Here is a 24,602-nt window from a genome sequence, read left to right as displayed (position 1 = left end):
GGCTCGCGGTTGAAACCGCTCCCACCGGGGGTGCTCGGGTTTCAGGCTGGCTGCGGTGATTTGAGGATGTTCTGCAGCAGCTGCACGCTCTCCACCGCATCGTGCCCAAGGCTGGTCAGGTAACCGCCGTCAGGCTGATCGGTCAGGCCTTTGTCGTGCAGGCGCTGCGCCGCAGCGATCAGGGTGGGGGAGGCGTTGTTGTGAATCTTGATGCCTTCCTGGCTGCTGTCGAGGTTGAACAGCGCAAGTACTTCCAGTTCGGCGATCAATTCGGGGGAAAAGGACATGGCGACTCCTGACTTCCAGACAAGGATGGCGGCACCGCAAGGGGTGCCTGACATAGGAGTGTAGCCGGCTTATTCGTCGTCGCCTTGATCCATCTCAGGCGGCAGCTCAGGCAATGCGCGCAGCGCCTCTTCGTACCACTGGCCGTCGAACTCGCGGTCTTCGCTGAGCATGTTGTCGATCTCGAAGGCAAGAACGTGTGCCATCAGGTTCAGGATGTCTTCGCGCGCGTAGCCGACCAGGGTCAGCTTGTTGAATGTGGCCTTGGCCGCAGGGGGCTCGCCGCTTTCGATCTGGTTCTCGATTGCCTGCGTCAACGTAGCCTCGGCAAAGGCCTCGTCGTCTTGATCATCGTCGATGTCGGTGTGTTCGCTCATGGCGCAACTCCTGTTGTGGGATGCACAGTTTGCCACGGCTGTATTGGCAATGCCCGGCCATCGACCGCGTGCATGACGCTGGTCAGGCGCGGGCGATGGGGCTATAAAAGCCGTGCCATTTTCTTACGGCCCGGAGGCTGTCAACCCATGCTCAAGCTCTACGGATTCCCTGTCAGCAACTACTACAACATGGTCAAGTTGGCCTTGCTGGAAAAGGGCGTGCCTTTCGAAGAGGTGCTGTTCTTCAGTGGCCAGACCCCGCAGGTACTGGAAGTCAGCCCACGTGGCAAGGTGCCGGTGCTGCAAACCGAGCACGGTTTCTTGAGTGAAACCAGCGTCATTCTCGATTACATCGAGCACACCCAAGGCGGCAAGGCGCTGCTGCCGGCTGACCCTTTCGCCCAGGCCAAGGTGCGTGAGCTGGTCAAGGAAATCGAGCTGTACATCGAGCTGCCTGCGCGCACCTGCTACGCCGAAGCGTTCTTCGGCACGCCTGTGGAGCCGCTGGTCAAGGAGAAGGCGCGTACCGAGTTGCTGTCCGGCTTCGCCACCCTCAAACGCAACGGGCGTTTCGCACCCTTCGTGGCGGGCGATCAACTGACCCTGGCCGACCTGATGTTCTGCTTCTCGGTTGACCTGGCGAGCGCTGTGGGCAAGAAAGTGCTGAACATCGACTTGCTGGCGGACTTCCCCCAGGCCAAGGCATTGCTGCAGCAGATGGGCGAGAACCCGCACGTCGCACGGATTGTCGCAGACAAGGAAGCGGCGATGCCGGCCTTCCTCGAGATGATGCGTAACCGCAAACAGTGACGGGGGGCGGCCTTGCGACGCGATGCGCAAGGCCGCTGCGGCACCTAGGCCCGCTGGGCCAGCAGCGCCGTGCCACGGGCAACCGCCGCGCGCACCTGTGCCGGTGCCGTACCACCGATGTGGTTGCGGGCATTCACCGAGCCTTCCAGGGTCAGCACCGCGAACACGTCCTGCTCGATCTGGTCGCTGAACTGGCGCAGTTCCTCCAGGCTCATTTCCGCCAGGTCCTTGCCCGTGTCCACACCGTACTTCACCGCGTGGCCAACGATTTCGTGGCAGTCACGGAACGGCAGGCCACGGCGCACCAGGTAGTCGGCCAGGTCAGTTGCGGTGGAGAACCCACGCAGGGCCGCTTCACGCATGATGGCGTGCTTGGGCTTGATGGCCGGGATCATGTCGGCAAAGGCACGCAGCGAGTCGCGCAGGGTGTCGGCGGCGTCGAACAGCGGCTCCTTGTCTTCCTGGTTGTCCTTGTTGTAGGCCAGCGGCTGGCCTTTCATCAGGGTCAGCAAGCCAGTCAGGGCGCCAAACACGCGGCCGCTCTTGCCACGCACCAGCTCCGGCACGTCCGGGTTCTTCTTCTGCGGCATGATCGAGCTGCCGGTGCAGAAGCGATCTGGCAGGTCGATGAACTGGAACTGCGCGCTGGTCCACAGCACCAGCTCTTCCGAGAAGCGCGACAGGTGCATCATCGCCACGCTGGCCGCAGCGCAGAATTCGATGGCGAAATCACGGTCCGAGACGCCATCGAGCGAGTTGCCTGCCACGGCCTCGAAGCCCAGCAGCTTGCACGTGAGCTCGCGGTCGATGGGGTAGGTGGTGCCGGCCAGTGCAGCGCTGCCCAATGGCATGCGGTTGGTGCGCTTGCGGCAATCGACCAGGCGCTCGTAATCGCGGCTGAGCATCTCGAACCAGGCCAGCAGGTGGTGGCCAAAGGTGACCGGCTGGGCGGTTTGCAAGTGGGTGAAGCCTGGCATGATGGTTTCGGCTTCGCGCTCGGCCTGTTCCAGCAGCCCTTTTTGCAGGCGGGTGATTTCGCCCAGGATCAGGTCGATTTCGTCACGCAGCCACAGGCGGATATCGGTAGCCACCTGGTCGTTGCGGCTGCGGCCGGTGTGCAGCTTCTTGCCGGTAATGCCGATGCGGTCGGTGAGGCGTGCTTCGATGTTCATGTGCACGTCTTCGAGGTCGACGCGCCAGTCGAAGGTGCCGGCTTCGATTTCGCCCTGAATGGTCTTGAGGCCATCGATGATGGTGTCACGCTCGGCGTCGCTGAGGACGCCGACCTGTGCCAGCATGGTTGCGTGGGCAATCGAGCCCATGATGTCGTGGCGGTACAGGCGCTTGTCGAAGTCTACCGAGGCGGTGAAACGGGCGACGAAGGCGTCGACGGGCTCACTGAAGCGGCCGCCCCAGGACTGATTGGTCTTGTCAGTGCTCATGAATTCACTCATTGCAGGCGTGAACGAAAAAATTGCTGCGATGATAGCAGGGTTGGGCCCGCTGCCGCAGGGCGCAGGGCGCAGTTAATCGACAGACGAAGGCCGCGCAAAACCGTTGCAGAGATTTTCAGGATTGAACGGCAGTGTTCCACGGACCGTCTACAGTTTGACAAGGGGTGGGCAGCGAATCTGCCGGCTCCAGTGAATCTTTGGCCATCGCACCGGTCTAGAGCGTGACACGCAGCATCGCTCCACTCACACCTGTCTACGCCATGACCGTGCAGACTCATTCAGGAATCCAGCGCAACTATGAATGTCCTGATCGTTGATGACGAACCCCAAGGCCGCGAACGCCTAAGCCGATTGCTCGGTGAACTCGAGGGTTACACCGTGCTGGAGCCAAGTGCCACGAATGGCGAGGAAGCGCTTGCACTGATTGAAAGCCTCAAGCCTGATGTGGTTTTGCTGGACATCGGCATGCCAGGGCTCGATGGCCTGCAGGTGGCCGCGCGCCTGTGCGAGCGCGAGGCGCCGCCGGCGTTGGTGTTTTGCACCGGTGATGACGAATATGGCGCCGATGCATTCGACGGCAGCACCCTCAGCCATGTGACCAAGCCAATACAGCCGCAAACCCTGCGCGACGCGCTGCGCAAGGCAGACAAGCCCAACCGTGCGCAACTGGCCGCGCTCACCCGGCCGGGCAGCGAAGGGGGTGGGCCACGTAGCCATATCAGTGCCAGAACCCGCAAAGGCATCGAGCTGATCCCCATACCCCAGGTGATCTATTTCATTGCCGATCACAAGTACGTGACCTTGCGCCACGAAGGTGGCGAGGTGCTGCTCGATGAACCGCTCAAGGCTCTGGAAGATGAGTTCGGTGATCGCTTCGTGCGTATCCATCGCAACGCACTGGTCGCCCGCGAGCGTATCGAGCGCCTGCAGCGTACGCCGCTCGGCCATTTCCAGCTTTACCTCAAGGGGCTCGATGGTGACGCCCTCACGGTGAGCCGCCGCCACGTGGCCGGTGTGCGCAAAATGATGCAGAACCTCTAACGTTGTCGGCCTTCTCTACAGGAGCGGGCTTGCCCGCGACAGGCCGCCCAGCGGCCTTGATACACCTGCCCCCACTACTCCCGCCCCAGGTTCACCATCGCACTCGCTGTTGATCCGCATCTGCTAGTGCCTCCGACGATGCTGTTATCATCGGCGGCATTTCTATGTATCGGGGCGTTACATGTCCACTCGCGAAATCCGCATTGCCACCCGTAAAAGTGCATTGGCCCTGTGGCAGGCCGAATACGTCAAAGCCCGTCTCGAGCAGGCTCACCCAGGCCTACATGTGTCCCTGGTGCCGATGGTGAGCCGCGGCGACAAGCTGCTGGATGCTCCCCTGGCGAAGATCGGCGGCAAGGGCCTGTTCGTCAAGGAACTGGAAAACGCCCTGCTCGACAACGAAGCCGACATCGCTGTGCACTCGATGAAGGACGTCCCCATGGACTTCCCCGAAGGCCTGGGGCTGTACTGCATCTGCGAGCGCGAAGACCCGCGCGACGCGTTTGTCTCCAACCGCTTTGACAGCCTTCAGGCGCTGCCGGCCGGCAGTGTCGTCGGCACCTCAAGCCTGCGCCGGCAAACCCAGCTGCTGGCCCGCCGGCCCGACCTGCAAATTCGCTTCTTGCGCGGTAACGTCAACACGCGCCTGGCCAAGCTCGATGCCGGCGAATATGACGCGATCATTCTGGCGGCTGCCGGGCTGATTCGCCTGGGCTTCGAAGACCGCATCACCGACAGTATCAGCGTCGATGACAGCCTGCCCGCTGGCGGCCAGGGTGCGGTTGGCATCGAGTGCCGCAGTGCCGACGCGCACATCCATGCACTGCTGGCAGCCTTGCACCACGACGACACTGCCGACCGCGTAGTCGCCGAGCGCGCCTTGAACAAGCGCCTGAACGGGGGCTGCCAGGTGCCCATCGCGTGCTATGCAGTGCTCGAGCAGGACCAACTGTGGCTACGTGGCCTGGTTGGCCACCCTGATGGCGGCACTCTGCTGGTTGCCCAGGCCCGCGCGCCACGGGCGCACGCCGAAGCCCTGGGCATACAAGTGGCTGAAGACCTGCTGAGCCAGGGCGCCGAGGCTATCCTCAAGGAAGTCTATGGCGAGGCTGGGCACCCGTGAGCCCTTGGCGCCTGTTGCTGACCCGGCCTGCCGAGGACTGCGCGGCGCTGTCGCAAAGCCTGGCTGACGCCGGGGTGGGTAGCAGTTGCCTGCCCTTGCTGGCCATCGAACCTGTACTTCCCGACGCCAGGCAGCGGGCGCTGCTGGGTGAGCTGGGGCAGTTTGGCGGCGTCATCGTGGTAAGCAAACCGGCTGCCAGGTTGCTGCTTGAACAGGTGGCCGCGTGTGGCCTGCCTATGCCGCCGCGCGGCTGGTTCACCGTGGGTGCAGCGACCGCTGCCGTATTGCAACAGGCAGGCCTGTACGTGAGCTACCCGGCGGCAGGCGATGACAGCGAAGCCTTATTGGCCGTGCCGGCGCTGCGCCAGGCGGTGGCGGGTGCCGCCCCGCGCATGCTCATTGTGCGCGGCGTAGGAGGTCGCGAACTGCTGGCAGAGCGTCTTGCACAGCTAGGTGCTAGCGTCGAATATCTGGAACTGTATCGTCGCTGCCTGCCTGCTTACCCGGCAGGTACCCTGATGCAGCGCATCCACGCGGAACGCCTCAATGGCGTGGTGGTCAGCAGTGGGCAGGGTTTCGAACACTTGCAGCAGCTGGCTGGCACCGCGTGGCCGCAGATTGCGCGCATGCCGCTGTTCGTGCCGAGCCCGCGGGTAGCCGAACAGGCCAGGGCCGCAGGGGCCCAACAGGTTGTGGATTGCCGTGGCGCCAGCGCCATGGCCTTGCTGGCAGCCGTGCAGCGCAGCGCTGCACCTGCCGATTAGGCGCTAAGCTGTACGCGATGCGCCCCCATGCAAAGGATGGATACGTGAGCGAGACTGTCTTGTCCAATAATGATCAAACCGCGGCCCAGGCGCCGACGGAGCCTGTCACCCCCCCATCCGGCAAACGCTCCGGCAACGGCCTGGCTGCGCTGGCCTTGCTGCTGGGCGCTGCGGGCGTTGGCGTCGGTGGCTGGGGTGCCTGGCAGGTACACCAGCTGCAGGGCGATGAATTCGACCAGGGCCAGCACCTCGAAGCATTGAACCAGCGCGCCGAGGCACTGCAGCAGCGTGAGCAGCAAATCAGCGCGCAGTTGGCCAGCCTGCCGGCGGCCAGCGAGCTGGAAGACCGCCGCCGGCTGGTCGCCCAGTTGCAAGGCGATCAGCAGCGCCTCAGCCAACGGGTTGAAACCGTGCTGGGCGAAAGCCGCAAGGAGTGGCGCCTGGCCGAGGCCGAGCACCTGCTGCGCCTGGCTACCCTGCGCCTGTCGGCCCTGCAGGACATCACCAGTGCCAAGGCGCTGGTCGAGGGTGCGGACGAAATTCTGCGCGAACAGAGCGACCCGGGTGCCTTCGCTGCCCGCGAGCAACTGGCCCGCAGCCTCGCTACCCTCAGCAGCACCCAGCAACCCGACCGCACTGGCCTGTTCCTCAAGCTGGCCGCCCAGCGTGAGCAAGTGCAACAGCTCAGCGCCCAGTCGCCGGAGTTCTCCAGCGATGCCAATGCAATGGGCGCACTCACCGCAGATGGCGATGGCCCAAGCCGCCTGGCGCAGTGGTGGTCGGAAATCTCCAAGTACTTCCAGATCGACTTCAATGCCGACGACAACGTGCGGCCTCTGTTGGCAGGCCAGCAACTCAACCAGTTGCGCCTGGCACTGAGCCTCACCATCGAACAGGCCCAGTGGGCCGCGCTCAACGGTGATGCCAAGGTCTACACCCAGGCACTGGATGATGCCCGCAGCGTGCTGGTCGCCAACTTCAACGCCGATAACCCGCAAAGCAAGGCCATGCTCGACAGCCTCAACGCTCTGGCTGAGCAGCCGGTGTCCGTGGTCACCCCTGACCTCAGCCAGAGCCTGGCTGCTGTGCAGAACTACATCCAGCGCCGCCACTTGCCGGCTGATGCCGAGGGGGGCAAGCCATGAAGCGCGTGTACCTGCTGGCGGTGCTGGCCATCGTGGTTGCCGCAGCACTGGGTGTGGCCGTGGCCAACCACAGCGGCTATGTGATGGTGTCCTATGGCAGTTTCCGTTATCAGTCCGGCTTGTGGGCTGCCCTGTTGGGGTTGCTCGCGGTGGTGGCGGTGTTGTTGTTGCTGCGCTTTCTGGTTGGGCTGGTGCTGGCCTCAAGCGGTGCGGTCAACCCCTGGTCGCGACGCAACCGCAGCCGGCGTAATCGGCTGGCCGTCGAGCAAGGGCAGCTTGACCTTGCCGAGGGCCGCTGGGCCAGTGCCCAGCGCCACCTGCACCGTGCCGCCGAGGCCGAGCGCCAGCCTTTGATGTACTACCTGGGTGCCGCACGTGCGGCGAACGAACAGGGCCGTATCGAAGACAGCGACAACCTGCTGGAGCGCGCCCTGGAACGCCAGCCGCAAGCCGAACTGGCCGTTGCCCTGACCCATGCCCAGTTGCAGATGGACCGCGGGGATAGCGATGGCGCCTTGGAAACACTGCTGGCCATGCAACAACGCCATCCGCACAACACCCAGGTGCTGCGCCTGCTGCAACGCCTGCACCTGGAGCGCGGCGACTGGTCGGCACTGATCCGCCTGATGCCAGACCTGCGCAAGGGCAAGGTATTGCCGCCTGCCGAGCTGGCGGCGCTGGAGCGCCGTGCCTGGGGCCAGAACCTGAGCCTGGCAGCCACCCGTGGTGAAGATGCCCAAACCGCCCGGCAGGCCCTTGAACGCGCCTGGCAGCAATTGACGTCTGCCCAGCGCCAGGAGCCGCAGCTGGTGCTGGCCTATGCCGAGCAGCTACGCCAGGCAGGCGCCCAAAGTGAGGCCGAGCAGGTGCTGCGCGCTGCGCTCAAGCGCCAGTACGAAAGCCACCTGGCCCGGCTGTATGGTCTGGTTCGCGGTGATGACCCTGCGCGTCAGCTGCAAGCCGCCGAAGGTTGGCTCAAAGAGCACCCGCAGGACGCCAGCCTGCTGCTCACCCTGGGCCGCCTGAGCCTGCAGAACCGTCTGTGGGGCAAGGCCAGGGATTATCTGGAAAGCAGCCTGCGCATGGAGCGCAACCCGGAAACCTGCGCCGAGCTGGCTCGGTTACTGGCGGGGTTGGGTGAAACCGAGCGCAGCAACCAGCTGTTCCAGGAAGGCCTTGGCCTGCTTGATGAGCGCCTGCTGGCGCTGCCCCTGCCAGAAAGCGTCCGCGCCTGAGCCACCCCTGGGCCCGCGCAATGCAGCGGGCTTAGGGGGCGGGTAATTTCTCCACTGGTGTAGGTAAATTCTGCGGTCTTTGTCCTAAGGCCCTTCCTACCATGTAGCTGGAAATTTCCTTCGCCGTGCAGTGAATTGTCTGGGCAGTAGCGCCTTGAAACAAAGGATACGTTTCCTCTACCGTTTCAGGCCTACCCTACCAACCCCGGGACATTCAACGCCCATGCTGCCGGCCCGCTTGCGCACCTTCTTCCTACCTGCCTGCCTGGGCGCGCTCGTGGTGCTGATCGCCACCTTCCAATTGCAGGCAGCGCTGGCGCTTTCGCCTTGCCCATTGTGTTTCAGCCAGCGGTTGATGCTCGCGGGCTATGCGCTGGTATGCCTGCTGGCAACGCTCCATGCCCCTGCCTCGCCAGGCAAACGCCGCTATGCGCGGGTTGCACTGGGCTGTGCGCTGGCCGGTGCCCTGCTGGCCGCACGGCACGTATGGCTGCAGGGTGCCGACGATGTCGGCCACGCCTGCCCGGTGCCGCTGGCGCGCCTGTTCAAGCAGTCCTGGAGCGAGGCCGCCCGGCAGCTGTTGTTTGGCAGCGCCGACTGCAACTCGCTGGCATGGAGCTTTCTGGACCTGACCCTTCCCGAGTGGAGCCTGCTGGCGTTCTTGCTGCTGGCCACGCTGCCGTTGGGCTATTTGCTGGCGAGCCGCCTACATACCTTGGCAATCCGCGACCTCAGGTAGCTTGCACAGGCGCTGTGGGCCGCCAGCACGACCAGTGGCCGTGTAACCGTGTATTAAACACTTGTACGAAGTTAGTCCGCTGCGTACCTTGAAGGGCAGCACGTGCGGGAATAATCTGCCTGCACGCATAACGCAAAATACTACGGCTCGATGCCGTTCTGCTGATCCACTTTTGTGCCGCGAGATTCGGGTACGAGGTGCAGCGGCATCTACCCAAAAGGGAAGAGATCGCCATGCTAGATAGTTGTCAGAATGCTCAGGAACGCTGGGGCGGGGTCAATAACCTGATCGACCGGTGGCTAGCGGAGCGCCAGGAACTGGTACACGCATTCGCTGCCCTGCGTGATGTGAAGCCTGCCTTTGCCGACAAGGACACCAACGGCGATTTCTGCGCCTTGCTGGTGGATTATGTATCGGCCTGGCATTTCGAAGTGTGCGAACAGCTTATCAGCGAAGCCAAGGCGTTTGGCGATGAAAAAGCGCTGGAGCTGGCCGAAGAGATCAACCCTCGGATTATCGACATCACCCAGATTGCGCTGGCGTTCAACGACCATTGCGAAAAGGCCGAGTGCCGCGACACTGAGCGTTTTGCCGAGAAGCTTGGCAAGCTGGGCAGCCTGTTGCACGAACGCTTTGAACTTGAAGACTGCCTGATCGAAGTGCTGCACACCGCGCACAAGGAAGAAGGCGCGGTTCAGGCCTGAGGCGCTGCGCTAGTTGCCTGCTTGCAGCAACTCGATTTCAAAGACCAGCGGAGTGTAGGGGGCGATGAGGTCACCCGCTCCGTCGGCGCCGTAGGCCAGTGCCGACGGGATCACCAGGCGCCACTTTGCGCCCGCCTGCATCTGTGGCAATGCCACCCGCCAGCCCTCGATCACCGAGTTCAGGTTGAACCACTGCGGCGATTGGCTGCGGTCGAACACCGAGCCATCCGGTAGCCACCCTACGTAGTTCACCTGCACCTTGCCTGCCGCTTTTGGCTGAGCGCCACTGCCGGGTTGGATTTCGCTGTACAGAATGCCTTGTTGCAATTCATGTATGCCGTGACGCGCCCGCTCGTTGGCCAAGAAACGCACTTCGGCGGCCTGTAACTTCTGCGTCGCCGTATCCGCCTGCTGAGTTTCATGTTGTTGTAGCAGTGCCTGCATACGCCCTTGATCCAGCTTCAGCGGCTGACCCTGGTACGACTGGCGCAGGCCTTCGACCAGAGCATCCAGTTGCAGGCCCGGCATGTCCTGGCGCAAGCGCTCGCCCAGGCTGGCCCCCAGGCTGTAGGCGAGGTCGTGCTCGTCGTTATCGGCCATGCACAAAGGCGCCAGCAGGCACAAACCCAGAACAAGATAACGCGGCATGGTCAGCCCCTGTGTGGATGAAGGGCCAAGTATGCCAGCCTTTGCTTGCAGCGCGGCTGTTCACCGCCGCTACACTTGGCTGGCGGCGCTACTGCAACTTTGCCCCGGCATGCAACAGGGCATGGATATTACGGTCAACATGCCCTAGCGGCGTCAGCAGCAGAAGCATAGTATGAGCCGTAATCTCGTCAGCCAGGAGGTAAGCCATGTCGGCTAAAAAGAAGCCAGTCAGTACGCCTTTACACCTGCTTCAACAACTTTCAGGTAGCCTGCTCGACCATTTGGAGGAAGCCTGCTCGCAAGCGCTGGCTGATGCGGAAAAATTGCTCGCCAAGTTGGAGAAACAGCGCGGCAAGGCTCAAGAGAAACTGCACAATGGCCGTCTGAAACTGCAAGACGCCGCGAAGGCGGGTAAAGCCAAGTCGCAGTCCAAGGCGCAGAAGGCAGTGGGGGCTCTGGAAGAGCTGCTCGACTCCTTGAAAGACCGCCAAACCCAGACGCGCTCGTACATTCAGCAACTCAAGCGTGATGCTCAGGACAGCCTGAAGCTGGCACAGGGCGTGGGTAAGGTGCGTGAAGCTGCCACCAAGGCACTGGATCAGCGCGCCGCCCAAGCTGCCAAGCCCGCTGCGGCCAAACCTGCGGCCAAGGCTAGCGCGACCAAGCCTGCACCCAAGGCCGCCGCTGCCAAGCCTGCGGCAAAAACCGCGACCGCCAAGCCGGCAGGCAAGGCACCTGCTGCCAAACCCACTGCCAGAACCCCTGCAGCCAAGCCAGCTGCAAAAACCGCTGCCGCCAAGCCTGCTGCCAAAGCTGCTGCATCAAAGCCGGCCGCCACGTCAGCTGCGAAACCTGCAGCTAAACCTGCTGCCACGCGTACTGCGGCAAAACCTGCTACCAAGCCCGCTGCAACCAAGGCGCCCAGCAGCGCCTCTACTGCCAAGGCCAAGCCCGCGGGCAAGGCACCTGCGCGCGCGGCTGCCAGCAAGCCTGCTGACGCCAAGCCGGCAGGCACTGCCAGCAGCAACTCGGCCACTGGCAGCACTACCGCCACGGCCGACACAGGCGCCGCTCAGACTTCGTCTTCGGCTTCCTGATACGCCGTAGCCGCGGCGCGCAGCCGGTCAAGCGCGTCGTGGCCCCTGGCAGAGCCTGGCGCAAGCCGGGCCAGCCAGTCGCCTGCGCCAGCGGGTGACCCGCAAGGCCACTGTGCAGCGCAGACCTGAAGGCGTTGTAGCAGGGTTTTTTCGGCTTGCAGCTCCATCCCTTTCAGTTGCTCACGCAACAGCGCCAGTTGGCTGTCACTGCCAGCCGCTTCACGCCATTGCTGGCGTAGGCTGCGCAGCGGGGCGACCACCTCCTGTTGCCAGCGGCCGGCACAGCCCTGTAATGCGCACGCGCGCTCATCGCTGAAATGCACTGCACGGGCCTGCAACCAGGTCGCGCACAGCAGCAGGCACACGTCGCCCCCTTGCCTTTGCAGCTCAAGGCACGCTGCCTCCACACCGGGCCTGGCATACATGGCCAATGCGTGATTCCACAAGTCGCTTTGCATGGTTGTACCCGCGCTATGGGCCGAGGAAGCTGGTAGACTCCGCGACCATCATGATCAGACTATCCAACCTCACTTTACAGCGTGGTCCGCAGCGCTTGCTAGACGGCGCCGAGATGACCCTGCACACCGGTCACAAGGCCGGCCTGATCGGTGCCAACGGCGCCGGTAAATCCAGCCTGTTCGCCTTGCTGCGCGGTGAGCTGTCGCCCGATGGCGGCGACTGCCAGCTGCCTGGCGACTGGCGCATTGCCCATATGCGCCAGGAGGTCGATACCCTCGATCGCCTGGCGGTGGACTACGTGCTTGATGGCGATGTGCGCCTGCGCAAGGTCCAGGCCGCACTGGCCGAGGCTGAACAGCTGCATGACGGTACTGCCCTGGCCCGGCTGCACAGCGAGCTGGAAAGCGCCGATGGCTACACCGCCGACGCCCGTGCGCGCAAATTGCTGGCAGGCCTCGGGTTCACCAATGAGCAGATGGATCGCCGGGTGGGTGATTTCTCCGGTGGCTGGCGGATGCGCCTGAACCTGGCCCAGGCCTTGATGTGCCCGTCCGATCTGCTGTTGCTCGACGAGCCCACCAACCACCTGGACCTCGACGCCATCCTGTGGCTTGAAGACTGGCTCAAGAGCTACCCGGGCACGCTGTTGCTGATCTCCCACGACCGTGACTTCCTGGATGCGGTGGTCGACCATGTGCTGCACGTCGAGCAACGCAAGCTGAACCTGTACAAGGGTGGTTACACCGCCTTCGAGCGTACCCGTGCCGAGCGCCTGGCGCAGCAGCAGCAGGCGTACGAAAAGCAGCAGGCGCAGCGTGCGCACATGGAAAAGTACATCGCCCGCTTCAAGGCCCAGGCCACCAAGGCACGCCAGGCGCAAAGCCGTATCAAAGCCCTGGAACGCATGGAAGAGCTGTCGGCGGCGCATGTGGATTCGCCCTTCGATTTCGTGTTCCGCGAGTCACACAAAATCTCCAGCCCGTTGCTGAGCCTGTCTGAAGGCCGTCTTGGTTACGCGGACAAGTCGGTACTCGACAAGGTCAAGTTGCAGCTCACGCCAGGGGCGCGCATCGGCCTGCTGGGCCCCAACGGTGCGGGCAAGTCCACGCTGATCAAGAACCTGGCGGGCGAGCTACAGCCCCTGGCAGGTCGCCTGGTGCTGGGTGAAAACCTGGCTGTGGGCTATTTTGCCCAGCATCAACTGGACTCCCTGGACGACAAGGCCAGCCCGCTGCTGCACCTGCAGCGCATTGCCCCCGCCGAGCGCGAGCAGACCCTGCGCGACTTCCTGGGTGGTTTCGACTTCCATGGTGACCGTGTCGACGAGCCGGTGGTGAACTTCTCGGGTGGTGAAAAAGCCCGCCTGGCCTTGGCGCTGATCGCCTGGGAGCGGCCCAACCTGCTGCTGCTGGACGAACCTACCAACCACCTGGACCTGGAAATGCGCCTGGCGCTGACCATGGCCTTGCAGGAGTTTGCCGGTGCGGTCGTGGTGGTTTCTCACGATCGCCATCTGCTCAAAAGCACCACTGACGACTTCCTGCTGGTGGCCGATGGCAAGGTCGAGCCGTTCGACGGTGACCTGGACGACTACAGCCGCTGGCTGGTGGAGTACCGCCAGCGCAGTGCGCCGGCCAGCAGCGCGGCGGTGAACCCGGACAAGACCGACAAGAAGGCCACGCGTCAGGCGGCTGCCGCCTTGCGTCAGCAACTGGCGCCGCACAAGAAGGCTGCTGACAAGCTTGAGGCCGAGCTTGGCCAGGTACACGCTCAGCTGGCCGAGATCGAAACCGCCCTTGGCGACGGCGGCCTGTATGAAGCTGCGCGCAAGGACGAGTTGCGGCAGTTGCTGGCACGCCAGAGCACACTCAAGCAGCGTGAAGGCGAGCTTGAGGAAGCGTGGATGGAGGCCCTGGAAACCCTGGAAGGCATGCAGGCCGAGCTCGAAACCTTGGGTTGAGCCTTAAGCCTATCGCCGGCAAGCCCCTTGCTGGCGATGGGCCGCTACCCACCCCCTCTAAAATCTTCTGGTCATTTTTTCATCGGCGCCTTAGCTTAACGTTTTGCAACATGTGTTCGAGCGAGGTGTGCGATGTCTATGGAAGTGTGGTTGGGCTTTTTTGCCGCGTGCTGGGTGATCAGCCTGTCGCCGGGCGCGGGGGCAATCGCCTCGATGTCCAGCGGCCTGCAATATGGTTTCTGGCGTGGGTACTGGAACGCCTTGGGGCTGCAGCTCGGGCTGCTCATGCAGATCGCCATCATCGCTGCGGGTGTGGGGGCCATCCTCGCCGCCTCCGCAACCGCGTTCCAGTTCATCAAGTGGTTCGGTGTGGCCTACCTGGTGTACCTGGCCTACAAGCAATGGCGCGCCTTGCCCCTGGACATGACCGATGAATCTGGCGTACGCCCCATCGGCAAACCGCTGAGCCTGGTGTTCCGCGGCTTCCTGGTCAATGTCAGCAACCCCAAGGCCCTGGTGTTCATGCTGGCGGTACTGCCACAGTTCATCAACCCGCATGCCCCGCTGCTGCCGCAGTACATTGCCATCGCCGTGACCATGGTGGCCGTGGATATGCTGGTAATGGCAGGTTACACCGGCCTTGCCTCGCGGGTACTGCGCCTGCTGCGTACGCCGCGGCAGCAAAAGCGCCTGAACCGCACCTTTGCCGGGCTGTTCATCGGCGCTGCCACGTTCCTGGCAACCCTGCGCCGCGCCCCGGTCTGACTGCCGAGGGGCTGCTTGCAGCCCCGTGCTTGCGGCAGCGCCCGGACAAATATACGGGTTATTTCGAGTCTTCCCTGGCTGCGTGCTGTCTATCCACAGGCGGATGATCGCGTTCAGCAAGCTTTCACATCATGCCGTGCCCTGGCTCAGTAGCCGAAGCCGGTATCTAGGAGGAACCATGGATAGCCCGACTCATCATTTTTCAGAGATTTTCAAGCAGCTGGGTCTGCCTGACGACCCCGTGGAAATCGACCGTTTCATCACCACCCATTCGCCCCTCGACGAGGATGTGAAACTGGTGGATGCACCGTTCTGGAGCGATGCCCAGCGCGCTTTTCTCAAGGAAAGCTACACCGCAGATGCCGACTGGATCCCCATGATCGACCAGTTGAACGAGGCGCTGCATTCGAGCAAGAAATAAAGCGCCGAGCGGCACCTGAAGGGTGATTGGCCGTTGCTATGCTCAGGTAAACAATAAGGGGATAGCGCGATGAAAGATCCCTATGCATCGGGTTTCTGGTGCGCCTTGTTGATCCTGGGCACGCTCACGGCCAGTTACTTCTACGGTATCCGCCAAGCCTATTACCTGAACCAGGCTGTGCATTTTTTGTACGCTGCTGCTGCGGTTATCGTCGCCTACTCACTCACCACGCTCACCTGGATCGCCTGGCAACAGCTGCGCTTGAACAAGCGTGAAGTGGTGCAGGGCCACACCTTGCTGACCATCTGGAACACCAAAGTGGCGCTGCGCCGTGTAGAAACGGTGTTCGACCGGTACTTCTGGGGCAGCTACTGGCACTCAGGCCGAACCTTCGAGGAGGTGATGGGGGAGCTAAAGGGCACACCGCTCGACCAGAGCCTGGATGCACTGAAATGCCAATGCCGTGCACTCGACCGTGAAGTGCATGATCACCATCACCACTGGTTGGCCAACGCCCGTGACCTCTCCAGCGTGGCACAGGCGATGGCGCGGGAGCGCTATCAGCTGGACCTGGGCGAGGCATTGCCGCAATACGACGGCACTACCACAGTGCTCAACCGAGACCTGGAAGTGCTGGTGTATACCTGGTCAGCGCGCCTGCGCAGTTTCGACCACCAGCTGGACGAGCTGGAGCGCGCTTACCACTGACAGCCTCATTCGCCCCGGATGTACTGTTCCAGCTTCACAATCAGGCCGGCCTGTTCTGCAATGGTTTCCTTGACCAGGTCACCGATCGACAACAGCCCAAGCAGCTCGCCGTTGCTGACCACCGGCAGGTGGCGCAAGTGACGGTTGGTCATCAGGTTCATGCAGTACTCCAGGTTCTGCTTCGGCTCCACGGTCACCACGGGCGCACTCATGATGTCGCGCACTGGCGTAGCGGCGGATGAGCGGCCTTTCAGCACCAGCTTGCGCGCATAATCACGTTCACTGACGATCCCGATAACCTGGTTGCCCTCAACCACGGGCAGCGCGCCGATGTTTTTCTCGGCCAGCAGCTTGAGTGCGTCGAGCACCGAATCGTCCGGGCCTATGGTGTGGACGGTCTGGTGCTCGGACTTGCTCTTGAGGATCTGCTCGACGTTCTTCATACGGGCCTCTGCGGATGGTGTGGTGCGTGGGTTACTAAAGCATCCGGCACGCCAGCCTGCACGGCAATGCAGGAAACGGCATCGAGCCAATTGAAAAACGTCATGACCCTCGCCAAGGCGCTTTTTTCAGCTGATACCGCCCCCGCCTGAATGCAGTGCATGCCGCCTCAGAGCTTCGGCATTTGCCCGATACGCGCGACCATTTCACTGACGATCTGCAAGTCCAGCATGAACTGCTCCACGGTCTTGAACTCGTTGTCGTTGTGCCCGGTGTATTTCACGTTTGGCATGGCCAGGCCGAATTGCACGCCATTGGGCAAGTCGTGCACTGAAGTTGCACCTGCCGAGGTGCCAAACTCGTGCTTCATGCCCAGGTTCTCGGTGGCCACTGCCAGCAGCGCTTTCACCCACTCACCCTCTGGGTTGCGGTACATCGGCTCGTCCAGGCTGTAGTCGAAGGCCACCGAGGTGTGGCTTTGCTCGCTCCATTTGCCGAGCTTCCCAGCGATTTCATCCTGGATCGTGGCAATGGGCTTGCCTTTGGGGATGCGCAGGTTCACGGCAAGCTTCAGGCCCTTGTCATCCATACCAACGAATGTCGGCGAAGCGGTCAGCGGCCCCATGAAGGCGTCTTTGTAAGCAATGCCCAGCTTGTTGCCCAGGTAGTCCAGGCCCCAATTCTCTGCCGCGTAGCGGGCTGCATCGGTGAACTGGTTTTGCTTGAGCGGCACCTGTGGGCCCAGCCCGTTGATGAAGCCCAGCATGCGCGCCACCGGGTTCACGCCCGACTCCGGTTCGGAAGAGTGCGCCGAAACGCCGGCCACTGTCAGCACCACCTTGTTGCCTTCGGCCTTGGCCTCGATGCTGAAGTCGCCGCCATTACGTTTGACATAGTCGGCTCCTGCGTCGCTCAGGCTTTTAGCCACGGCAGCGGGGTTGTCTGCGACCAGGGTGGCCACCGATGTGGTGGGGATCTGATTGGTGGCTAGCCCGCCGGTCAGGCCGGTGATTTCAGCACCGGTGCCGCTGGCTGCGCGCTTGTTGAAGGTTGCCATGACCGTGCCATAGCCTTTTTCGGCGATGACCACCGGGTAGCCGCCGTCCAGCGCCAGGTTGTAGTCCGGCGTGGGGTTGCGCTCGAAATAGTAGGGGATGGCATCGCCGGTGGTTTCTTCGGTGGTGTCGATCAGCAGTTTGAACTGCCGTGCGAGCGGCAGGTTTTCGTCTTTTGCCACCTTCAGCGCGTACATCGCCACTACGATACCGTTCTTGTCATCCTCGGTACCGCGGCCATACATGCGGTCACCCACCAAGGTGACCTTGAACGGGTCCAGGCGCGTGCCGTCGGGCAATTTCCAGTTATCCGGGTTCACCGGTACTACGTCGGCGTGGGCATGTAGGCCGACGACTTCCTTGCCGCTGCCCAGCGAAATTTCATAGACGCGGTTGTCGATGTTGCGGAAGGTCAGGCCCAGGTAACCGGCCTGAGCCGCGATCAGGTCGGCGATCTTCAGAAATTCCGGGTTCTGGTGCTGTGGTACTCCCTCGACGCGGAAGGTGCGGGCTTCAACGAGCCCACGCAGGGTGCCTAGGGCCTCCTTGCCATACTTGATACGGGTATACAGGCCAAGTAGACGATTGATTTCATTTTGCTGCTCGACTGCCAGCGGCTTACCCGCCAGATAAGCATCGAGGGTAGTACCCAGGTCATCAGCTTTGGCCAGTTCGCTACTTTTGAGCTTACCGAGGAACTGCTTGAAGTCACTGAAGATAACGCCGTCGAAGGCTTTCACGATTGCAGCAGACTGATGCTGGCTGAGGTTGGCCTGGGCGGGCAGGGCGAACAAGCCGATGCCGGCCGCCAGCAGGGAAGTGGTGATCAGGTTTTTCAGGTACATGGGTGTGCGCATTCCTTCGCCAATCATTGTTGTGGGCCCGTTTTGGAAAACGGGGAGACGCCCACGCTATCATTAATGGCCCGTGGTACGGGAGTGCCAGGAATGCGACATGTCGCACAAACGAAAAAGCCCCAGGCACTGGCCTGGGGCTTTTTTTGATATGGCGCACTCGGCGGGATTCGAACCCACGACCCCTGCCTTCGGAGGGCAGTACTCTATCCAGCTGAGCTACGAGTGCAACGCGCACGCATGATACCCATCTCGGCCGGTGTCGTCCATCGCCTTGATCTGTAGCTGTTTTCTGGCCTGCTCAGCCCGAGGGCCTTCGCAGCTGCAGCCTCCCCCATCGCTCATAGTGCGATCAGCTCTGGCCGCAGGCCCTCGACACGCGGGGCTGGCGGCGATAGGTAGCCGCCGTGCCCGGTAATCTGATGCAGCACCTGCTCGCGTAGCCCGTGCAGCGCAACACCTGTGCGCAGCCTGGGGTGCGGCAGGTCGATCTGCACCACCGACTTGATACGGCCCGGGCGCGGTTCCAGCACCACTACCCGATCAGCCAGGTAGGTCGCCTCCTCGGCGTCGTGGGTTACCAGCAAGGTGGTGATGCCGGCGCGTTCACGGATGGCCAGCAGTTCATCCTGCAGTTGCTGGCGGGTCAGTGCATCGAGTGCGCCAAAAGGCTCGTCGAGCAACAGGATACGCGGGCTTGCCACCAGGCCGCGAGCGATGGCTACGCGTTGTGCCATGCCGCCAGACAACTGGTGCGGGTACGCCGATTCGAACCCCACCAAGCCCACCAGCTGCACGAACTCGTGCACGCGGCGGGCGCGTTCGCCCTGCGTCAGGTGCTCGTTTACCAGGCCCAGGGCGATGTTCTGCTCTACGCTCAGCCAGGGGAACAGGCGGTGCTCCTGGAACACGATACCGCGTTCGCCGCCAATACCGCTCACGGGTTTGCCATCCACCTGGATGCTGCCGCTGTAGTCGGTGTCCAGCCCCACCAACAGGCGCAGCAGCGTGGATTTGCCGCAACCGGAAGCACCGACAATGGCAACGAAGTCGCCTTCGCGGATCGACAGGTTGAAATTGTGGATGGCCTCGAAGGGGCGTCCATCAACGGTGAACACTTTTCCGACCCCTTCGAAACTGACCAGCGGCGGGCGAACATCGGCCTGGTTGGCCGCTTTCAAGTGCGAAGTGTTAAAGGCGTTCATGCGGTTCTCCAGCGCGTTGCGCGTGATTCCAGGCGTTGCCCAAGGGTACCGAGCAGGGCGCCGATAAGGCCGATCAGAACCATGGCAGCCATCACCTGGTCCATGCGGAACAATTGCTGCGCGCCGATCATCAGGCTGGCGATGCCGCCGTCCGAAGGCATGAAATACTCAGCCCCGATCGTGCCCAGCCAGGCGTAGATCAGTGACAGGCGCAGCCCGGCAAAAATGGCCGGCGCCGCGCCGGGCAGCACCAGAAGGCGCAGGCGTTGCCACAGGTTCAGGCGCAAGGTGCGGGCGGCTTCGCCCAGCTGCGGCGAGAGGCTGGCAATGCCACGTTGTGTGGCGATCATCAGCGGGAAGAACGCTGCCAGCCCTACGAAGACATGCTTGGCGGCCTCACCCAGGCCGAACCATGCAGTGAGCAGCGGCACCCAGGCAAACAGCGCCACTTGCCGCAAGGCCGACAGGCTGGGCCCGAACAGGCGTTCGGCCGTGGTTGAAAGGCCAAGCAGCAACCCGACCAGCAGGCCTGCACCGCCGCCCAGCATCAGGCCGGTCAGGGTGCGTTGCAGGCTAGCCAGCAGCGCCTGGGGTAAGGAGCCGTCCGCCAGGCCGTCAAGCAGCGTGTGCAGGACCTGCAGCGGGGAGGTCAGGATATTGGTGTCGACCCAACCATAGCGGCTGCTGGCCTGCCACACCGCCAGCAGCGCCACGGGCAGCAGCAGGCTCTGCCAGCTGCGCGGCACCGCCCCGTGCCGTTGCTCCCCTGTGGCTGCTTGTGGCCAGAACAGCAGGCGCTTTTCCAAAGCCGAAAAACTGCGCTCCAGCAGTGCCCCCACCAGGCCGATCACCAGAATGCACAGCATGACCAGGTCGAGCATGAACAGCTGCCGCCCCCACACCATCAGGTAACCGATGCCTTCGCTCGAGGCCAGCAGCTCGACGGCTAGCAGGGATGTCCAGCCCGTGGCCAAGGCCAGCCGCACGCCGGTGAGAAACGCCGGCAAGGCTGCCGGCAGCAGCAGGCGCAGCAACAGCAGGTGGCGTGGCAGCCGTAAGGCCAAGGCGGCTTCGCGCAACTTGGGCTGGGCATCGCGTACGCCCACCAGTGTGTGCAGGGTCACCGGCACCACCACGGCCTTGACCAGCACCACCAGCTTCAGCCATTCACCTATGCCGAAGAACAGCATGAACAGCGGGATCCAGGCCAGTGTCGGTATCTGTGCCAGCGCAATGAATGTTGGCAGCACCAACGTCTGCGCCTGGCGTGACGCCCCCAGCCACACCCCCAGCAACAAGCCGCTGCCGATCCCGACAGACAGCCCCCAGAACAGGCGCTGCAAGCTTATCCACAGGTGCCCCCAGAGTTCGCCCGAGCCGAACTCCACGGCGCTGTCCCATACCAGTGCTGGTGCAGGCAGGATCTGCTCACTCATCCAGTGCTGTTGTGTCGCGGTCAGCCACAGGGCGGCAACCGTCAAAGGCACCAGCCATGGCAGGCTTTGCCGCATGAAACGTTGCACGGCGTGTGAGCCGGGCAGGAGGCTTGGCAGCCAGAATCGTGTTGTGCCTGAAGCTCCATCCATCAGCCGAATCTCGAAGATTTTTGGTTTATTCACTTATGGAATTAAAAATATCCATGGGTGATCTTCAAGAGATAAGAGCACGGTGTTCTCGCCTGATGAAACCCTTCAGGCATTGCGTTTTCCTCATATTTTCTATGCGTTTTTCGCAAGCCTGCCCGCAGAAGGCATGAACGCTCGTTTATGCCATTCGGTTACAAAAAAATGAGTTTTTGGTCTTTGTAGCTTTTATCCAACGCGGCCTAGCTTCAGCCCACAGCGCCGGGCGTTTCCGGCGGCGGCCTGCCCTGGAGCCTTGCCATGAAAACCCCTTTGCGACATCTGATCACGGCCTTTGGGCTGGCCCTCAGCCTGAACATTCAAGCCGCCGAACCGGCCAACCCATCGAGCATCCGCATCGCTGTGCCCGACTTGAGCGCAGGCAGCAAGCCCAGTGCCGGTGGCGTGGTGGATGTGTTGCGTAACCAGCAGCTGCTGGAAAAGGAATTCGCCAAAGACGGTATTCGTATCGACTGGCATTTCTTCAAGGGGGCAGGCCCTGTGGTCAACGAAGCCTTGGCCAACGGGCAGGCCGACTTTGCCTACCTGGGTGACCTGGCTGCCATCGTCGGCAAGGCCAACGGGCTGGATACCCGGGTGCTGGCCGCCGGTGTGCGGGGGGTAAAAAGCTACCTGGGGGTGGTGCCCGGCTCGGGTATCAAAAGCCTGCACGATCTCAAGGGCAAGCGCGTGGCGGTATTCCGCGGCACTGCCAACCAGCTGTCGTTCGCCAGTGCCCTCGCCAGCCAGGGGCTGACCGAGCGTGACCTGAAAGTCATCAACCTCGACTTCAACGCTGCCAACGCCGCACTGGCGGCCAGGCAGATCGACGCCACTTGGGGCTTGTCCAGCCTGCTGTCGTTGCGCGAGCGCGGCCTGGTGGAAATACCGGTCAGCTCCCGCGACCTGCTTGGGGCAGGGGGGACCCAATCGGTGTTGCTGGGCACGGGCGATTTCATCCGCAAATACCCGCAACTGGTGCAGCGCCTGGTCAACGCACAGGAGCAGGCAAGCACCTGGCTGCGAAACGAACGCAACCGCGAGGCCTACCTTGAACTGGTGGCCAGCAACGCCAATTGGCCGCTCAGCATTCTGCGTGATGACCTGGCCAAGGAAGACCTCGCCCAGTACTTCGACCCGCGCCTGGACCCTGGCTTCATCAGCCAGTTGCAGCAGGGCGTTGACCTGGCTGCCAAGGAGCGCCTGATCCGCCGTGGCTTCCAGGTGGCCGATTGGGTCGAACCCCGCTTCCTCGATGCTGCATTGCAGCAGGAACATGCGGTGCAGGCCGCGCGCTGAACCCTCAACCCCCCATAATCAAAGCAAGGACCACAACCATGAGTAACGCTGCCCTGGCCGCTGTGCCGCACACCCTTGACCTCGACATTCAACCGGTTGCCGGCCGTATCGGCGCGCAGATCCACGGCGTGAAGCTGTCTGCCGACCTGGACGCTGCCACGGTGGCGGCCATCCAGGCTGCGCTGGTGCAGCACAAGGTGATCTTTTTCAGGGACCAGGGGCACCTGGACGATGCGAGCCAGGAAGGCTTTGCCAAACTGCTTGGCGAGCCAGTCGCTCACCCCACCGTGCCGGTGGTAGACGGGACCCGCTACCTGTTGCAGCTCGACGGGGCCCAAGGCCAACGGGCCAACTCGTGGCATACCGACGTGACCTTCGTCGACGCCTACCCCAAGGCGTCCATTTTACGCAGTGTGGTGGCCCCGGCGTCGGGTGGCGACACGGTGTGGGCCAACACCGCAGCGGCCTACCAGGAGTTGCCTGATGCGCTGCGCAAGCTGGCCGACTCGCTGTGGGCAGTCCACAGCAACGAATACGATTACGCAACGCTCAAGCCGGACGTAGACCCTGCCAAGCTCGAGCACTACCGCAAGGTGTTCACCTCCACGGTGTACGAGACCGAACACCCGGTGGTGCGGGTACACCCGGTCAGTGGTGAGCGAGCCCTGCAACTGGGGCACTTTGTGAAGCGTATCAAGGGCTATTCCCTGGCCGATTCGCAGCACCTGTTCGCCGTGCTGCAGGGCCATGTGACGCGCCTTGAGAACACCGTACGCTGGCGCTGGAAGGCCGGGGACGTGGCCATCTGGGATAACCGTGCGACCCAGCATTACGCAGTGGATGACTACGGCACCCAGCCCCGGGTGGTTCGCCGTGTGACCCTGGCCGGTGAGGTGCCGGTGGGGGTGGATGGTCAACAGAGCCGCACCACGCGCAAGGGTTGAGATACGCAGCGGCTTACAACAGTTGTGCTCTGGGCCCATGAATGATGACGGGCCTGTGGATACTCCGTCTGGACTGCCCCACAAAATCTGAACGCTGGCGCAATCTACCTTGTGGGAGCGGCTTCAGCCGCGAACACCGGCAAAGCCGGTGCCATACACCGCGCTGTCTGCTTCGCGGGTAAACCCGCTCCCACAGGGAATGTGGTTTGCTTATTGAGTCACTGCCCGCGCGGTAGCGCAGTACGGATTAGTTGATTAAAAAGCCGGTGGAATTAACTGTCTGCCAACATTCTGAACGCTGGCATCTATCTTGTGGGAGCGGGTTTACCCGCGAATGCAATGGTGACGCTACTGACGCATTCGCGGGTAAACCCGCTCCCACAAAGTGGACTGCGCCAGCGTTCAGGTTTTGTGAAAGACAGTGGCTCCCACAATGATTGCGCCAGCTGTCAGATTTGTGCAGGCCAGTGGCTCCCAGGTTATCCATGGGCTGGTTCGCTTCTCAGACTTCCCCATCACAGGCAATCAACTGCCTGACCAGCCCCTGCGCCAAAGGCGATAACCCATACCCCACCCGGCTCACTACCCCATAACGGGTATGGCAGGCCTCCCGCTGCTCTTGCGTCAGGTCGGCCAGTTCCAGCTTCACCAGGCCCTCTTCATGTTGATAGGGCCGCAAATTGGCATTGCAGGCGATGCCGATGGTGTCCGAGTGCATCACCACGTTCAGCAATGCGTACCCATGCTCGCACTCCACCGACGGCAGAAAGTCTTGCCGGCCGCTGAGATCGCTGAGGATCTTGCGGATATTCGGCGGGCGAAAGGTGGTGGCCATCGGGTAATCGAACAGGTCCCGCGCCTGCACGCGCTGTTGCCTGGCCAGCGGGTGCCCGGCGCGGCAGCAGAAATGCCAGCGCTGGGGTGCCAGCCTGTGCACCTGGTAATCCGGGTCTGATTCGAACTGGCGGGTGTCGGCCACGAAGAACTCGATTTCCTCGGCGACCAGCTTGCGGTTCAGTGCCTGCCAGTTATCCACCTGAAAGCACGTGCGCGCGGCAGGGTACTCGGCCACGAACCGTGCCACCGCCCGCGGCACCAGGCCCCCTGCCGGCGCAGGCCCCGAGCCGAAGCGCACCACGCCGGTCGTGGCGCCGTTGAACTGTTGAATTTCATTGACCAGGTTGTGCGCGCCATGCACCAGCCGGCGCGAGTGTTCCAGCACCAGCAGCCCCTGGCGCGTAGGGGGCAAGTCCTTGCTGGCGCGGTCCACAAGGCGGCAACCCACATTGTGCTCCAGCGTCTGGATGCTGCGGCTGAAGGCTGACTGCGACAGGTTCACTGCCGCAGCCGCCGCCACGAAACTGCGGTGTTCAACCAAGGCGATGAAGTGGCGTAGCTGACGCAGATCGATATGCATTTTCTACATTGAAACCTTCGGCCGAATGCA

25 protein-coding genes and 1 tRNA gene are annotated in these 24,602 nt (G+C 62.6%); 15 read left to right on the top strand and 11 right to left on the bottom strand.

What is annotated here, in order from left to right:
• Window positions 1-41 precede the first annotated feature (41 nt).
• Together IAE33_RS13640 and IAE33_RS13635 are read right to left on the bottom strand one after the other, a co-directional pair.
• On the bottom strand, window positions 42-287 hold the full coding sequence (locus IAE33_RS13640; protein ID WP_028635558.1) for a TIGR02647 family protein: 246 nt from the start codon (window positions 285-287) through the stop codon (window positions 42-44).
• 69 nt (window positions 288-356) lie between these two features.
• Window positions 357-662 carry a hypothetical protein gene (locus IAE33_RS13635; protein ID WP_201163870.1) on the bottom strand — a complete coding sequence of 102 codons (306 nt, stop codon included), beginning with the start codon at window positions 660-662 and terminating at the stop codon, window positions 357-359.
• Between the two features lie 147 nt (window positions 663-809).
• On the opposite strand from IAE33_RS13635, the gene IAE33_RS13630 reads away from it, so the two are divergent.
• Entirely contained in the window at window positions 810-1,472 is a 663-nt protein-coding gene (locus tag IAE33_RS13630) for a glutathione S-transferase (protein WP_060482997.1), read from the top strand.
• Window positions 1,473-1,516: 44 nt separating this feature from the next.
• Here IAE33_RS13630 and argH read toward each other — a convergent pair whose 3' ends face one another.
• On the bottom strand, window positions 1,517-2,914 hold the full coding sequence (argH, locus tag IAE33_RS13625) for an argininosuccinate lyase (RefSeq protein ID WP_060482996.1): 1,398 nt from the start codon (window positions 2,912-2,914) through the stop codon (window positions 1,517-1,519).
• Between the two features lie 309 nt (window positions 2,915-3,223).
• On the opposite strand from argH, the gene IAE33_RS13620 reads away from it, so the two are divergent.
• From IAE33_RS13620 to IAE33_RS13590, 7 genes are all read left to right on the top strand, one after another.
• Window positions 3,224-3,967: a LytR/AlgR family response regulator transcription factor gene (locus IAE33_RS13620; RefSeq protein WP_201163869.1), complete on the top strand. Its 744-nt coding sequence runs from the start codon at window positions 3,224-3,226 to the stop codon at window positions 3,965-3,967.
• A 181-nt stretch (window positions 3,968-4,148) separates the two neighbouring features.
• On the top strand, window positions 4,149-5,090 hold the full coding sequence (gene hemC / locus IAE33_RS13615; RefSeq protein WP_201163868.1) for a hydroxymethylbilane synthase: 942 nt from the start codon (window positions 4,149-4,151) through the stop codon (window positions 5,088-5,090).
• The gene (locus IAE33_RS13610) at window positions 5,087-5,854 is read left to right on the top strand and encodes a uroporphyrinogen-III synthase (RefSeq protein ID WP_201163867.1); all 768 of its coding nucleotides are present in this window, start codon (window positions 5,087-5,089) and stop codon (window positions 5,852-5,854) included. Before hemC ends, IAE33_RS13610 begins: the two co-directional genes overlap by 4 nt.
• Before the next feature lie 44 nt (window positions 5,855-5,898).
• Window positions 5,899-6,999: a uroporphyrinogen-III C-methyltransferase gene (locus IAE33_RS13605; protein ID WP_201163866.1), complete on the top strand. Its 1,101-nt coding sequence runs from the start codon at window positions 5,899-5,901 to the stop codon at window positions 6,997-6,999.
• On the top strand, window positions 6,996-8,234 hold the full coding sequence (locus IAE33_RS13600) for a heme biosynthesis HemY N-terminal domain-containing protein (protein ID WP_201163865.1): 1,239 nt from the start codon (window positions 6,996-6,998) through the stop codon (window positions 8,232-8,234). Before IAE33_RS13605 ends, IAE33_RS13600 begins: the two co-directional genes overlap by 4 nt.
• Window positions 8,235-8,457: 223 nt before the next feature.
• Window positions 8,458-8,973 (top strand): disulfide bond formation protein B, encoded by a 516-nt coding sequence (locus IAE33_RS13595; RefSeq protein ID WP_201163864.1) that lies wholly within the window; start codon window positions 8,458-8,460, stop codon window positions 8,971-8,973.
• Between the two features lie 233 nt (window positions 8,974-9,206).
• Window positions 9,207-9,677, top strand: a complete 471-nt coding sequence (locus IAE33_RS13590) for an Rsd/AlgQ family anti-sigma factor (RefSeq protein ID WP_028635548.1) — start codon at window positions 9,207-9,209, stop codon at window positions 9,675-9,677.
• Between the two features lie 9 nt (window positions 9,678-9,686).
• Here IAE33_RS13590 and IAE33_RS13585 read toward each other — a convergent pair whose 3' ends face one another.
• Window positions 9,687-10,325 carry an FKBP-type peptidyl-prolyl cis-trans isomerase gene (locus tag IAE33_RS13585; protein WP_201163863.1) on the bottom strand — a complete coding sequence of 213 codons (639 nt, stop codon included), beginning with the start codon at window positions 10,323-10,325 and terminating at the stop codon, window positions 9,687-9,689.
• Window positions 10,326-10,531: 206 nt separating this feature from the next.
• Here IAE33_RS13585 and IAE33_RS13580 point away from each other — a divergent pair, with 206 nt between their 5' ends.
• Complete coding sequence (locus IAE33_RS13580) at window positions 10,532-11,422, top strand: AlgP family protein (protein WP_201163862.1); 891 nt, start codon at window positions 10,532-10,534, stop codon at window positions 11,420-11,422.
• Here IAE33_RS13580 and IAE33_RS13575 read toward each other — a convergent pair.
• Window positions 11,398-11,880 carry a TIGR02444 family protein gene (locus tag IAE33_RS13575; RefSeq protein WP_201163861.1) on the bottom strand — a complete coding sequence of 161 codons (483 nt, stop codon included), beginning with the start codon at window positions 11,878-11,880 and terminating at the stop codon, window positions 11,398-11,400. The genes IAE33_RS13580 and IAE33_RS13575 overlap by 25 nt on opposite strands.
• A gap of 50 nt (window positions 11,881-11,930) precedes the next feature.
• Between IAE33_RS13575 and IAE33_RS13570 the strand changes: the two genes are divergently transcribed.
• The 4 genes from IAE33_RS13570 (at window position 11,931) to IAE33_RS13555 (ending at window position 15,735) form a co-directional block, all read left to right on the top strand.
• Window positions 11,931-13,841: an ATP-binding cassette domain-containing protein gene (locus IAE33_RS13570; protein ID WP_028635546.1), complete on the top strand. Its 1,911-nt coding sequence runs from the start codon at window positions 11,931-11,933 to the stop codon at window positions 13,839-13,841.
• Window positions 13,842-13,973: 132 nt separating this feature from the next.
• Entirely contained in the window at window positions 13,974-14,606 is a 633-nt protein-coding gene (locus IAE33_RS13565) for a LysE family transporter (protein ID WP_028635545.1), read from the top strand.
• A gap of 178 nt (window positions 14,607-14,784) precedes the next feature.
• Window positions 14,785-15,027, top strand: a complete 243-nt coding sequence (locus IAE33_RS13560) for a DUF2789 domain-containing protein (protein WP_028635544.1) — start codon at window positions 14,785-14,787, stop codon at window positions 15,025-15,027.
• A 69-nt stretch (window positions 15,028-15,096) separates the two neighbouring features.
• Window positions 15,097-15,735 (top strand): NADH:ubiquinone oxidoreductase subunit N, encoded by a 639-nt coding sequence (locus tag IAE33_RS13555; RefSeq protein ID WP_201163860.1) that lies wholly within the window; start codon window positions 15,097-15,099, stop codon window positions 15,733-15,735.
• 5 nt (window positions 15,736-15,740) lie between these two features.
• On the opposite strand, the gene IAE33_RS13550 is transcribed toward IAE33_RS13555, so the two are convergent.
• The 5 genes from IAE33_RS13550 to IAE33_RS13530 form a co-directional block, all read right to left on the bottom strand.
• Window positions 15,741-16,178: a CBS domain-containing protein gene (locus IAE33_RS13550; protein ID WP_028635542.1), complete on the bottom strand. Its 438-nt coding sequence runs from the start codon at window positions 16,176-16,178 to the stop codon at window positions 15,741-15,743.
• Between the two features lie 167 nt (window positions 16,179-16,345).
• Window positions 16,346-18,076, bottom strand: coding sequence for a dipeptidase (locus tag IAE33_RS13545; RefSeq protein WP_201163859.1), 1,731 nt, complete (start codon window positions 18,074-18,076; stop codon window positions 16,346-16,348).
• Between the two features lie 161 nt (window positions 18,077-18,237).
• Window positions 18,238-18,314, bottom strand: a tRNA-Arg gene (locus IAE33_RS13540).
• 112 nt (window positions 18,315-18,426) lie between these two features.
• Window positions 18,427-19,290, bottom strand: a complete 864-nt coding sequence (locus IAE33_RS13535; RefSeq protein ID WP_201163858.1) for an ABC transporter ATP-binding protein — start codon at window positions 19,288-19,290, stop codon at window positions 18,427-18,429.
• Window positions 19,287-20,876 carry an ABC transporter permease gene (locus IAE33_RS13530; RefSeq protein ID WP_442967375.1) on the bottom strand — a complete coding sequence of 530 codons (1,590 nt, stop codon included), beginning with the start codon at window positions 20,874-20,876 and terminating at the stop codon, window positions 19,287-19,289. Before IAE33_RS13530 ends, IAE33_RS13535 begins: the two co-directional genes overlap by 4 nt.
• A 297-nt stretch (window positions 20,877-21,173) precedes the next feature.
• On the opposite strand from IAE33_RS13530, the gene IAE33_RS13525 reads away from it, so the two are divergent.
• Together IAE33_RS13525 and IAE33_RS13520 are read left to right on the top strand one after the other, a co-directional pair.
• Window positions 21,174-22,211, top strand: coding sequence for an ABC transporter substrate-binding protein (locus tag IAE33_RS13525; RefSeq protein ID WP_201163857.1), 1,038 nt, complete (start codon window positions 21,174-21,176; stop codon window positions 22,209-22,211).
• A 38-nt stretch (window positions 22,212-22,249) separates the two neighbouring features.
• Window positions 22,250-23,155: a TauD/TfdA dioxygenase family protein gene (locus tag IAE33_RS13520; protein ID WP_201163856.1), complete on the top strand. Its 906-nt coding sequence runs from the start codon at window positions 22,250-22,252 to the stop codon at window positions 23,153-23,155.
• A gap of 502 nt (window positions 23,156-23,657) precedes the next feature.
• Here IAE33_RS13520 and IAE33_RS13515 read toward each other — a convergent pair.
• A complete protein-coding gene (locus tag IAE33_RS13515; RefSeq protein WP_201163855.1) occupies window positions 23,658-24,572 on the bottom strand; it encodes a LysR family transcriptional regulator in 915 nt (304 codons plus the stop codon).
• Window positions 24,573-24,602 lie beyond the last annotated feature (30 nt).

This window comes from Pseudomonas sp. S60 (assembly GCF_016647865.1).
Taxonomy (GTDB): Bacteria; Pseudomonadota; Gammaproteobacteria; order Pseudomonadales; family Pseudomonadaceae; genus Aquipseudomonas; species Aquipseudomonas parafulva.
The sequence above is the reverse complement of the archived record's forward strand: the minus strand, read 5'-3'. Positions and strand labels throughout refer to the sequence as shown.

Bases quoted from the DNA above. Each gene is read 5' to 3' on its own strand.
- IAE33_RS13555 (WP_201163860.1), top strand. From the start codon at position 15,097: ATGAAAGATCCCTATGCATCGGGTTTCTGGTGCGCCTTGTTGATCCTG.
- IAE33_RS13570 (WP_028635546.1), top strand. From the start codon at position 11,931: ATGATCAGACTATCCAACCTCACTTTACAGCGTGGTCCGCAGCGCTTG.
- IAE33_RS13560 (WP_028635544.1), top strand. From the start codon at position 14,785: ATGGATAGCCCGACTCATCATTTTTCAGAGATTTTCAAGCAGCTGGGT.
- IAE33_RS13640 (WP_028635558.1), bottom strand. From the start codon at position 287: ATGTCCTTTTCCCCCGAATTGATCGCCGAACTGGAAGTACTTGCGCTG.
- IAE33_RS13595 (WP_201163864.1), top strand. From the start codon at position 8,458: ATGCTGCCGGCCCGCTTGCGCACCTTCTTCCTACCTGCCTGCCTGGGC.
- argH (WP_060482996.1), bottom strand. From the start codon at position 2,914: ATGAGCACTGACAAGACCAATCAGTCCTGGGGCGGCCGCTTCAGTGAG.
- IAE33_RS13590 (WP_028635548.1), top strand. From the start codon at position 9,207: ATGCTAGATAGTTGTCAGAATGCTCAGGAACGCTGGGGCGGGGTCAAT.
- IAE33_RS13530 (WP_442967375.1), bottom strand. From the start codon at position 20,876: ATGGATGGAGCTTCAGGCACAACACGATTCTGGCTGCCAAGCCTCCTG.
- IAE33_RS13525 (WP_201163857.1), top strand. From the start codon at position 21,174: ATGAAAACCCCTTTGCGACATCTGATCACGGCCTTTGGGCTGGCCCTC.
- IAE33_RS13630 (WP_060482997.1), top strand. From the start codon at position 810: ATGCTCAAGCTCTACGGATTCCCTGTCAGCAACTACTACAACATGGTC.
- IAE33_RS13515 (WP_201163855.1), bottom strand. From the start codon at position 24,572: ATGCATATCGATCTGCGTCAGCTACGCCACTTCATCGCCTTGGTTGAA.
- IAE33_RS13580 (WP_201163862.1), top strand. From the start codon at position 10,532: ATGTCGGCTAAAAAGAAGCCAGTCAGTACGCCTTTACACCTGCTTCAA.
- IAE33_RS13635 (WP_201163870.1), bottom strand. From the start codon at position 662: ATGAGCGAACACACCGACATCGACGATGATCAAGACGACGAGGCCTTT.
- IAE33_RS13585 (WP_201163863.1), bottom strand. From the start codon at position 10,325: ATGCCGCGTTATCTTGTTCTGGGTTTGTGCCTGCTGGCGCCTTTGTGC.
- hemC (WP_201163868.1), top strand. From the start codon at position 4,149: ATGTCCACTCGCGAAATCCGCATTGCCACCCGTAAAAGTGCATTGGCC.
- IAE33_RS13565 (WP_028635545.1), top strand. From the start codon at position 13,974: ATGTCTATGGAAGTGTGGTTGGGCTTTTTTGCCGCGTGCTGGGTGATC.
- IAE33_RS13545 (WP_201163859.1), bottom strand. From the start codon at position 18,076: ATGTACCTGAAAAACCTGATCACCACTTCCCTGCTGGCGGCCGGCATC.
- IAE33_RS13620 (WP_201163869.1), top strand. From the start codon at position 3,224: ATGAATGTCCTGATCGTTGATGACGAACCCCAAGGCCGCGAACGCCTA.
- IAE33_RS13550 (WP_028635542.1), bottom strand. From the start codon at position 16,178: ATGAAGAACGTCGAGCAGATCCTCAAGAGCAAGTCCGAGCACCAGACC.
- IAE33_RS13600 (WP_201163865.1), top strand. From the start codon at position 6,996: ATGAAGCGCGTGTACCTGCTGGCGGTGCTGGCCATCGTGGTTGCCGCA.
- IAE33_RS13575 (WP_201163861.1), bottom strand. From the start codon at position 11,880: ATGCAAAGCGACTTGTGGAATCACGCATTGGCCATGTATGCCAGGCCC.
- IAE33_RS13535 (WP_201163858.1), bottom strand. From the start codon at position 19,290: ATGAACGCCTTTAACACTTCGCACTTGAAAGCGGCCAACCAGGCCGAT.
- IAE33_RS13520 (WP_201163856.1), top strand. From the start codon at position 22,250: ATGAGTAACGCTGCCCTGGCCGCTGTGCCGCACACCCTTGACCTCGAC.